This is a genomic window from Vibrio sp. 1727 (genome assembly GCF_033344415.1).
GTDB lineage: Bacteria > Pseudomonadota > Gammaproteobacteria > Enterobacterales > Vibrionaceae > Vibrio > Vibrio alginolyticus.
Window position 1 is genome coordinate 96,327 of sequence record NZ_JAWPOT010000021.1, and the last position, 10,471, is coordinate 106,797.

Sequence of the window (10,471 nt, forward strand, 5' to 3'; positions counted from 1 at the left end):
GTCGGTGTATTTGAGGTATTAAAGGAGTGGATTGAAGAGATAGAACACTCGCTCTAAGAACCGAGAAAATAGGCTCCTTTTCTCCCATTCTTCCAATACAACAGTGTGAGATTGCTTAATATAGCTATCTTGTAGCCAAGACATTTGCTTGGTGAACTCTTCGTCATCAACGGCGAGGGTCACTTCGAAGTTCAGCCACAAGCTGCGCATATCCATGTTTACGGTGCCAACTAAACAGAATTGGTCGTCAATTACGACAGATTTTGTATGCAGCAAACCACCATAAAACTCATAAATCTTGACCCCTGCACTCAAGAGCTCACTATAAAAAGCGCGTGACGCCCATTGCACCATCATAGAGTCATTTTTATGGGGAATAATGAGTTCAACGTCAATGCCTCGTTGTGCTGTCATCTTTAACGTTTCGAGTAAATCAGCATTGGGCACGAAATATGGTGTTGTGATTCGTACCGAGCGATTGGCTTGGTTTATTGCCAATGTTAATACTTGATAGATCAGATATTCCGGCATACCTGGGCCAGAAGGCACAACCTGAATAGGGTGTTGGAATTCACTCTCATCGATCTTGCATTCAGGTAGTCTTGGTAAATGACGTTCGCCAGTTTCGACTTCCCAATCCCAACAGTGGATGGCACTCAATACGTTTACCGTTGGTCCCGTAATGCGAACCATGATGTCCACCCAATGCCCGACGCCACTGTTTTGCTTGAAGTAAGCCGGGTCAACCAGGTTCATTGAACCGGTATAAGCAATTTCATCATCAATTACGATGATCTTGCGATGTTGGCGAAGATCAAGACGACGTAAGAAAATACGCCACATCTTCACTTCTAACGCTTGAATAACTTCAATTCCAGCATCCTGCATCATTCGATACCAAGGACTTCTGAAAAAACGTGGACTACCTGCTGAATCGAGCAATAGCTTGACATCTACGCCGCGTTTAGCCGCTTGAATAAGCGCAGAAGCGACAGAGTCAGCCAAACCACCCGGATGCCAAATGTAGAATACCATTCGAATACTGCTCTGCGCGTTTTCGATGTCTTCAATAATGGAATGCAAAATCTCATTAGGTGACTGTTGCAGCGACAATGTATTACCGCTCAATGCGGGAAGACCAAGGCGGTTGTTACAAAGTTCATCAATTCGGTAGATGTGCCTTCCCATCGTTTCTGGGTTGTGCGCGTTACAGTCGTTAAGCTGACTGAACCACTTCTCGAATGGTGTAAACATCTCTTTCGCACGTTCGGCTCGTTTTCTGCCTAAGTTCAGTTCACCGAAGAGGAAATAACATGCGACACCCAGAACGGGAAGGATATAAATGATCATTAGCCAAGCTAAAGACACGCTCACTGCACGGCGCTTTAAAACGACACGAATGGTCACACCTGCGACCAGTAACCAATATAGCCCGATGCCAGCTAAAGTAAGAAAGTGATAAAACTTGTCCATATACGCTCAGAGTAATATGCCCTTCTAGGATATTAAGCATAAAAGTGGGTTGGGGGAATAGATTTCCCATTTAGACGTGGGATTGACCTTATATGAGGAACGAATTTCATAACAGCTGATTCTGTTATTTTAATGTGAAAAATAAGGTCATTCTTTAACTTTTGAACAAAAAAGCAGCATTTAACCTGCGTAACTCGACACTTGTGCGATAAATGTACTTTTTTGGGGTTCCAATTTTAAAGGGGAGCTGCTTTACTTTCTAGACATAGTGCGTCGAACGCTTATTTTATAAGTGTACAATAATTTTTACATAAACTTTTTAGACGCCTATCTCTATGCATACACAACAAACTAATTTTGGAGAAAAAGCGTGGCTACAACTAATACAGCAGCACCACGTGATACGTGGGGGTCTAAACTAGGCTTCGTAATGGCAGCAGCGGGTTCCGCTGTCGGTTTAGGCAATATATGGAAATTCCCTTACACAGCAGGTGAGAGCGGCGGTGGTGCATTCGTTGCTATCTATCTTATCTTTGTAATTTTTATCGGCTTTAGCGTGATGCTGACAGAGTTCGCTATTGGTCGTAAGACAGGTCTTTCTGCCGTAGGTGCATTCAAGACAACTGACCGACGCTGGACGTTCACTGGCGTTATGGGAGTCTTCAGTGGTCTTTTGATCATGGGCTTCTACCCAGTGGTTGGTGGTTGGGCATTGGCCTACATCTTTAAAGTGGGCGGTGGTCTACTCAGCGCGCCAGAAGCAATTGGCGACAGCTTTGGCGGTTTCATCTCAGATCCGATTCAACCTTTGATGTGGATGGGTGTTTACCTGTTCCTTAATGTCATGATCGTGATGAAAGGGATTTCGGGTGGTATTGAGAAAGCCGGTAAGGTTCTGATGCCGCTTCTGTTCTTAATCCTAATCGTTGTTTCTGTTAAAGGCTTGATGCTGCCAGGTGCAATGGCTGGCCTTGAGTTCTTATTCATGCCGGACTTTTCTAAAGTCGACAGCAACGTAGTTCTTGCTGCACTAGGGCAGGCGTTCTTCTCACTTAGCTTAGGTATGGGTTGTATGATGACGTACGGTTCTTACCTGAAGAAGAAAGAGAACCTAGTTCAAACAACCGGTATGGTTACTGCGATGGATACAGGTGTCGCGATTCTTGCTGGTGTTGCTATGTTCCCAGCAATGTTTGCCTTTGGCATGGAGCCTGCAGCAGGCCCTGGTCTTGTATTCGTTGTCGTTCCTCAGCTATTTGCTGAAATGGGCGGTGTGATTGGGTTGCTATTCGCGTTGCTATTTTTCATCGGTTTGACGGTGGCGGCATTAACTTCTTCAGTATCACTATTGGAAGTTGTCGTGTCTTACCTAATCGACGAGAAAGGCATGAAGCGCTCTAACGCAGTTCTGTCTGCAAGCGCAGTTATGGCGGCATTATGTATTTTTGCGTCACTATCGTTGGGTGGAATGGGACCAACGCTGTTTGGTACCGGTGCCTTTGATATCTTTGACTTGCTAACGGACAAAATCTTCCTAGCGGTTGGTGGTATGTTGGTTTGTATCTTTGCTGGATGGCGCCTAAGCCGTGCTGAGCTAGAAAAAGAGATCACTAATGACGGCGAAGTATCCTTCCCGCTATTTGGATTGTGGTACAACCTAGTTAAATACCTGATTCCTGTTGCGATTGCTATTGTTGCCTTCATGGGGATTAAGTCTGGCTTTGACAGTGGCAAAGGTGAAATCATGCTGCTGGGTATCGCAATCATTGGTCTTGCTGGCATTTTCTCGAAGAAGCTTTAGCAAAGACCTTGGGGGCAAGCCTCGATAGCTTTGTCCGATAACTTATGTATACTGCTGGCTCCAAACGTGGAGCCAGTTTTTTATGTTCGATATTCTACATACCCATCCCGATTTTCTGATCATCAATAAGCATCCTAACGTCTCTGTTCATAAAGACGATGGCGACACAATGCTGCTGCAAGAAGTGGCTAAGCAGAGTGGTGATGAGCATCTCTATCTTATCCATCGCTTGGATAAAATGACATCGGGTATTCTGCTCCTCGGACGCAACGCCAAAGCGGGCAGTGCGTTATCGCAAGCTTTTGCTGACCGCCAAGTGGAAAAGTTCTATCTGGCGATTGGCTCTAAAAAGCCGAAAAAGAAACAAGGTTTGGTCGTTGGTGATATGGAGCGTTCGCGCCGTTCATCATGGAAGCTGGTCAACAGCAAAAATAACCCAGCCGTTACCCAGTTTTTCTCTCTTGCGGCAGAGCCCGGAGAGCGTTTATTTTTATGTAAGCCGCACACTGGTAAAACGCATCAAATCCGCGTGGCATTAAAATCGGTTGGCTCAGGTATTGTTGGCGACCCGATTTACAATGCAGGCAATGAGGCTGATCGCGGTTATCTGCATGCATTTTCACTTTGCTTCCAATACCGAGATGAGCAATATCGCTTTGTTTGCGATCCACGAGAATACAAAGTGCTTGGTAACAAATGGCACAGTGAAATCGTCTCTCAGGGTTTGGATACTTGGCTTTCCCCCTGGGAACTGAACTGGCCTACGATCAAATAACCGTCACAAAGAAAACTAATAAGAGAACTCGATGCAAGCATCACAACTTCCGCTGTTTTTTCAGCATCTAGAAACCGAGCTAGCGCAAGCTCCGAATGAAATTCGTCGACTGTTTCATGGTCGTGGTCGTCGTTTTGAGGGCCTAGAGCAAATCACCTGTGACTGGTTACAAGGTCAGTTGATCATCAACTTGTTTAAAGAAGTCGACGACGTGTTTCTCGCTGAGCTGAAAAGCGGCCTCAATGCGTTGGTACAATCACCACTGTGGGCAGACAAGCAAGGTCGTACTATGGTTATTCAGCACCGTTATGCCGATGGTGCGCCTTCAGAAGTGCTTGTCGGTGAATTAGATGCTCGCCCTGTCGTTGAAGAAAGCGGTTTGAAATACCAATTGGATATTGGCCGCAACCAAAACTTCGGTCTGTTTTTGGACATGCGCTACGGTCGTGATTGGGTACGGGAAAATGCGAAGCATAAAAACGTGCTCAACTTGTTTGCTTACACGTGTGGCTTTTCTGTCGCTGCCATTGCGGGTGGTGCAGATAAAGTGATTAACGTCGACATGGCGAAAGCGTCGTTGTCTAAAGGCCGTGAAAACCACAAGCTAAATGGTCATAACATCAACCAGGTAAGCTTTATGGGGCATGATATCTTTAAATCATGGGGTAAGATTAAGAAATCTGGTCAGTATGACTTGATTATCATCGATCCGCCTTCATTCCAGAAAGGCAGCTTTGCGCTGACTAAAGATTACAAAAAGATTTTACGTCGGTTGCCGGATTTGTTGGCAGACGGTGGTCAAGTGATGGCATGTGTGAACTCGCCATCTGTGACAAGCGACTTCTTGATTGAAAGCATGAAAGAAGAGGCGCCAGAGTTGACATTCCGTGAGCGTCTGGATAACCCGCCAGAGTTTATGGACGTAGACAGCGAAGCAGCATTGAAAGTGTTGTTGTTTAGCGAGAAGCAATGACGACGAAACGAAAGTTGTACCTATCTATAATACCAGCCGTTTGAGTACGGCTGGCATTTCCGCGATACCCCGTCAATCTGAATAGCGAGACGCGAGTGTGATTCAGAGTCTATTATCAGAATGAGTTATTCCTAACACGCTGATATTAGGTTCCTGATCTCGCCTAGGCTCGCCGGAATGACGGGAAACAATAAAAGATCGACACCAGCAGCATTAACCGATCTGCACTTCAAGATCCGCTTCGATGGTTGATGAGCAGGCGAGCACATAGCCTTGTTCAATTTCTTCTGGCGTCAATGTTTCTAGGCTGGTGGAAGAGACGTTGCCTTTACGAACCTTGCATTTACACGAGCCACAAATCCCGCTTCGACAAGCGACGATTAATGGTAAACCTGCGCCTTCGAGCACATCGGCCAGTACCTGACCTTTTTGCGCATCGATGCTTTGAGCAAAATCAGGAACAGAAACGTTAACCGTCTCATCGGAGACCGATGATTCTGCGCCAGTCGCTGGCGTAAAACTCTCTTGGTAGAAGTTCGTCATGTCAAAACCAAGATCATTCAAATAGCCGTGAACATCTTGCATAAACTGGCTTGGACCACACAGGTAAACGGTGCGTTGCTTGAAATCAGGAACAAGCTCTTTAATCCAGTCGGCATTCAAACGACCTTGTGGATGCGATGTTCCTTCGCGGTTTTTCAGCAACAACTTTAAATTGAAGTTGGGATACACAGCGTCTAACGTTTCTAGCTGATCGTAGTAAATCGTCTCTTCTGGGCTGCGTGCAATATGAAGAAATGCGATGTCCACATCGTTGTCGTTTTCATCTTGATTACTCAGCCAGTGCTTTGCCATCGAAAATACGGGCGTGACGCCGCAACCTGCACTGATAAGCAAGGCTTTTGTTTCGCCATCACGTAACACGGGTGGATGGTCGATACAGTTAAATTCGCCTGCTGGTGGTAATGCTTGAACAGTATCACCGAGCAGCAGCGAGTCAACGATGTAGTTCGATACTTTACCGCCAGATACTCGTTTGATGGTGAGTTGAAGGTGATCGTCTTCATTGATCGAGCTGATTGAATAGGCACGAAACTCCATTTTTCCATCAATTTCGACGCCCAAGTTAATAAACTGGCCAGGCTTAAACTGAAACAGAAGTGATTCGGTTAGTTCGGCCAATTTGATGCTGACGGTGTCGTGTGTTTCGAAGTATTTGTCGATGCAACGGAGTGTGACGGGTTGGTTACCTTGCCATTCAAAAAACATAACAATCTCTTTGGTTGTGGCTATTTTTGGTTCGAAATAGATAGCGCCTCCGCGTAAGGAGGCGCGTAACAAGCAAGTTTATTAAGCTGCTAGGATGGCTTTTAGATCATCCTGAACATTGCCAATACTGCGCATATCGAACTTCTCTTGGATGATGGCGATTAGGTTTGGCGTTAGGAATGCTGGTGCAGTAGGGCCTGTGTAAATGCCTTTCACGCCCAATGCAAATAGCGTTAGCAAGATAACGATCGCTTTTTGCTCGAACCAAGAAAGCACAAGCGTGAGTGGCAGTTCATTGATGTCACAGTCAAACTCTTTCGCCAGTGCAAGTGCAAGCTGGATTGCAGAGTAAGCATCGTTACATTGGCCCACATCCAATAGGCGAGGAATGCCGTTGATATCGCCAAACGTATTCTTGTTGAAGCGGAACTTACCACACGCCAAGGTCAGGATTAGCGTGTCTTCTGGTGCTTCAGCCGTAAAATCGGTGTAGTAGCTACGTTCCGCTTTATCACCATCACAACCGCCGACTAGGAAGAAGTGTTTGATGTTGCCTTGCTTCACTTGGTCGATAACCGCAGGGGCGGCGTTCATCAGTGCATTGCGACCAAAACCAACCGTGATGTGGTGTTCGATTTCATCGTGTTGGAAACCGTCTTGCGCTAGAGCACATTCAATCACTTGGCTAAAATCATCGCCTTCGATGTGAGCCACACCAGGCCAGCCAACAATACTACGAGTGAATAAACGGTCTGCGTATTGACCCACATTTGGATTCAACAAGCAGTTTGACGTCATTACGATTGCACCAGGGAAGTTGGCGAATTCTTTCTGCTGGTTTTGCCATGCGCTGCCGTAGTTACCGACAAGATGAGAGTATTTCTTCAGCTCAGGGTAGCCGTGTGCAGGCAGCATTTCACCGTTGGTATAAACGTTAATGCCTTTGCCTTCAGTCTGTTGCAGGATTTTTTCTAGGTCATGCAAATCATGCCCAGAAACAAGAATACATTTGCCTTTTACTGGCTTGACGTTCACCGAGGTTGGTTCTGGATGGCCGAAGGTCATTGTTTCACCTTGGTCGAGCATTTCCATCACTTTGTAGTTCATCAGGCCGATGCGCATTGAGCAATCAAGTAGTTCGCCGAGATCTTCAGGGTCTGTGCCCAACCACGCCATGATTTCATGGTATTCGGCATAGATATCGTTGTTGGTTTGCTCAAGAACACGTGCGTGCTCCATGTACGCGGCTGCACCTTTAAGGCCGTATAGGCAAAGTAGACGCAGGCCAATCACATCTTCATGTACTTGGTCTTTACCACGGTTAACGGCAACTTGAGGAGCAAAAGCTAAGATCGCTTCTGCGCTATTTGGTAGCTCAAAGTGAGCAACAACAGGGATGTCTGCAACTTCGGTATCAGTAAGCGTTGCTGCCGATATCACTTGCTCTTTTAGCAATGCTTTGTACGTTGCTGCTTGAGAAGTTAGCTCTAGGACACGTTCAGGGTCAAAGTTTACGTTCGTCAATGTAGAGAAAAATGCTTTTGGTGCCCATTGGTTGATTTCATCGTTAATGATGTTGAATTCAAGTGCTTTTGATGCCCAAAAAGAAACCCCTTGCAGTGTGTAAACCAACACGTCTTGCAGGTCAGATACTTCAGAAGTTTTACCACACATACCTTGTGCAAAAGAACAACCTTTAACAGCAGGGGTTTGAATTGTCTGTTCACATTGAATACAGAACATATTGGGTTCTCCAGTGATTGTTTTAATAGTCGTGATGTTGACCGCTAGAGAGCAGAATGTGTGCCAATTTTTATTTTGTTGATTTATATAGGATTTTATTGTTTTTAGGCGAATGATTGATGTAATTAAGACAACGGGGGTGATGTCTTAATTACATCGGCTTCTTGTGGTTGGTTATTTATTGATCCCGAGCTTTTTACCCATCCGATATAAGTTCCCGCGATCCATTTGTAAAAACTCCGCTGCTTTTGCCCAAACGCCACCAGTTTGGCTCAAAGCATGTTCAATTAAATCACGCTGATAACTTTCTATTAGCTCTCGCATTGGTTGGCTTTCTTTAGGCAGATAATGCGATGTGTTTTTTACATCATCGAGAGCCAATGAGGTGTCGAAATGGTTAAGCATGATCGTGCTTGCGCCTTGTTGAATGGCGTGTAAAGCCGCGCGAGTTAAAGTGTGTTCGAGCTCGCGCACGTTTCCGTACCAAGGTAAAAATTCCAATTGAGTCAACACTTTAGGGTGAACGTGCAGATTGGGAGCATTGAATTGTTGGCGTACTTTTTCCAACAAATATCCTGCTAAAACGGGAATATCCCCGTCACGGGCACGCAGTGGGGGGACTTGGATTGGGAACACGTTCAAACGGTGGAAAAGGTCTGCTCGAAACGTGCCAGATTCGACCTCTTTTTCTAGTTGTCGATTGGTCGCGGCGATGATGCGCACATTGACCATCAAATGCTGATCGCTACCCACACGTTGCAGCTCGCCTTGCTGAATTACGCGCAGCAATTTTGCTTGCAAAATCATAGGCAGTTCGCCCACTTCATCAAGGAAAATCGTTCCACCGTCTGCCAGTTCAAACTTACCGGCACGGTGGCTATTAGCACCTGTAAATGCGCCTTTGACATGGCCAAATAGTTCACTCTCAGCCAGACCTTCAGGCAGGGCCGCACAGTTGACGTAAATCATCGGCTTATCGCTACGATGAGATTGCGCGTGTACCGAGTGCGCGACCAGTTCTTTACCAGTTCCGGTTTCTCCTAAGATAAGTACCGCGTAATCTGATTGAGAAACGGTCGCAATGTTGTTTCGTAACTGGTTGATCTGCGGACTCAAACCCACCATTTCGCCATGTTGAGAACGGGCTTGCTGGATAAGGGTTTGAGTGACACTTTTTTGCTTCTGGTTTTGTGTTTTGAGTGCTTTTAATTGCGCAATGTTACGCAATGTCGCAGCGGTCAAAGCTGCAAAGGTTTCGATAGCGACAGGATCGATGTCATCAAACGCGCCCACCGTTAGGGCATCCATCGTTAGTGCACCAACAAGTTGGCCTTGGACATACAAGCTAAAGCCCATGCAATCATGAACATCAATGCACTGGTCTTCGGTTAATAGTGTGCCGTCAAAAGGATCCGGCAGTGAACAATCGGCATCGAAACGCACCGGTTCTCGGCTATGAATAATGGCATCTAAGCGAGGGTGCGCTTTGGGGAAATAGCGACGACCTAAGACCGAGCTGGATAAGCCTTTTACCGCGACAGGAGTTAGAAACCCATCCTCATCGAAGATAAACAGGCAGCTCGCATCACATGGGAATACTTGCGCGACCCCATCAATGAGATTTTGATATTGCTGCTCGTGAGAGCGATTTGAGCTGAGGTTTAGCGCGATATTAAGGAGTACGTGGTCAACAGTCGGAGTCATAACAAGCCCAAAGTTATCTGGAATGGGCTCATGCTAGCAACTTGATGTCATTTGAACATCGAAAGGTGTGGGAGATTGATGTTCCATTGACGACGATCAAGTTTGATACGAAAAGAAACGCGCAAGTTAACAAGCCAGTGATGTAAGCTTGCGCGGGTTAGGTGTTTGAATTAAAGCAGGCCAAAGGTTTGGTTCGTCCGAATTAACGAGGAACGACTCTGGCGTCATTACCAGAAACATTGATTTGGACCGCTTGGCCTGGTTGGAAAATCATGTTTGGATTTGCTTCTTGAACAATAGAGATAATCTTTCCGTCCTCTAAACGAATGGTCAGATTCACGCCATTTCTTTTCGCGGTTGCTTCAGCCGCTTTGCTGCCTGCATAGCCACCCAATAGACCACCACCAATGGCAGCGATATCCGAGCCAGAACCGCCCCCAACTTTTGAGCCTAAGATCCCGCCCACGGCAGCACCAGCGATGGTGCCAATGGCATTGGATTGGGTAGAGGCATCAATGGTTACGGGTTCTACTTTTTCTACTGTGCCGTAGTAAACCTGCTGAACTTTGCGAGTGTCGGATGAGCCGTATGCATCTCCGTACGGGTTAGGTGAGCTACAGCCGCCAAGCACGAGCGCACAAGTAATGGTGAGCAACATGGGCTTTGTTGCTTAATTCGGTGAGAAGACATGGTAGCCCCATGTTGATCAGTTCTTAAACAACATACCGAGTTT

The 10,471-nt window shown here is 46.2% G+C and carries 8 protein-coding genes; 3 read left to right on the forward strand and 5 right to left on the reverse strand.

The window, feature by feature from the left end; all coding sequences use genetic code 11:
• Positions 1 to 18 precede the first annotated feature (18 nt).
• The gene (gene cls, locus R8O10_RS18995) at positions 19 to 1,473 is read right to left on the reverse strand and encodes a cardiolipin synthase (RefSeq protein WP_005378105.1); all 1,455 of its coding nucleotides are present in this window, start codon (positions 1,471 to 1,473) and stop codon (positions 19 to 21) included.
• 430 nt (positions 1,474 to 1,903) lie between these two features.
• On the opposite strand from cls, the gene R8O10_RS19000 reads away from it, so the two are divergent.
• From R8O10_RS19000 to R8O10_RS19010, 3 genes are all read left to right on the forward strand, one after another.
• Positions 1,904 to 3,274 (forward strand): sodium-dependent transporter, encoded by a 1,371-nt coding sequence (locus tag R8O10_RS19000; protein ID WP_042522154.1) that lies wholly within the window; start codon positions 1,904 to 1,906, stop codon positions 3,272 to 3,274.
• An 82-nt stretch (positions 3,275 to 3,356) separates the two neighbouring features.
• Positions 3,357 to 4,049, forward strand: a complete 693-nt coding sequence (locus tag R8O10_RS19005; protein ID WP_033905107.1) for a TIGR01621 family pseudouridine synthase — start codon at positions 3,357 to 3,359, stop codon at positions 4,047 to 4,049.
• 31 nt (positions 4,050 to 4,080) lie between these two features.
• The gene (locus R8O10_RS19010) at positions 4,081 to 5,022 is read left to right on the forward strand and encodes a class I SAM-dependent methyltransferase (RefSeq protein ID WP_033905108.1); all 942 of its coding nucleotides are present in this window, start codon (positions 4,081 to 4,083) and stop codon (positions 5,020 to 5,022) included.
• A 213-nt stretch (positions 5,023 to 5,235) separates the two neighbouring features.
• Here R8O10_RS19010 and R8O10_RS19015 read toward each other — a convergent pair whose 3' ends face one another.
• The 4 genes from R8O10_RS19015 to R8O10_RS19030 all read right to left on the reverse strand — a co-directional run bounded on the left by R8O10_RS19015 (position 5,236) and on the right by R8O10_RS19030 (position 10,396).
• A complete protein-coding gene (locus R8O10_RS19015; RefSeq protein ID WP_158156176.1) occupies positions 5,236 to 6,291 on the reverse strand; it encodes a hybrid-cluster NAD(P)-dependent oxidoreductase in 1,056 nt (351 codons plus the stop codon).
• A gap of 81 nt (positions 6,292 to 6,372) precedes the next feature.
• A complete protein-coding gene (hcp, locus tag R8O10_RS19020) occupies positions 6,373 to 8,034 on the reverse strand; it encodes a hydroxylamine reductase (protein ID WP_258492756.1) in 1,662 nt (553 codons plus the stop codon).
• Positions 8,035 to 8,208: 174 nt separating this feature from the next.
• Complete coding sequence (gene norR, locus R8O10_RS19025) at positions 8,209 to 9,738, reverse strand: nitric oxide reductase transcriptional regulator NorR (RefSeq protein ID WP_158156179.1); 1,530 nt, start codon at positions 9,736 to 9,738, stop codon at positions 8,209 to 8,211.
• A gap of 202 nt (positions 9,739 to 9,940) precedes the next feature.
• Positions 9,941 to 10,396 carry a glycine zipper 2TM domain-containing protein gene (locus R8O10_RS19030; RefSeq protein WP_318191653.1) on the reverse strand — a complete coding sequence of 152 codons (456 nt, stop codon included), beginning with the start codon at positions 10,394 to 10,396 and terminating at the stop codon, positions 9,941 to 9,943.
• Positions 10,397 to 10,471: the final 75 nt, after the last annotated feature.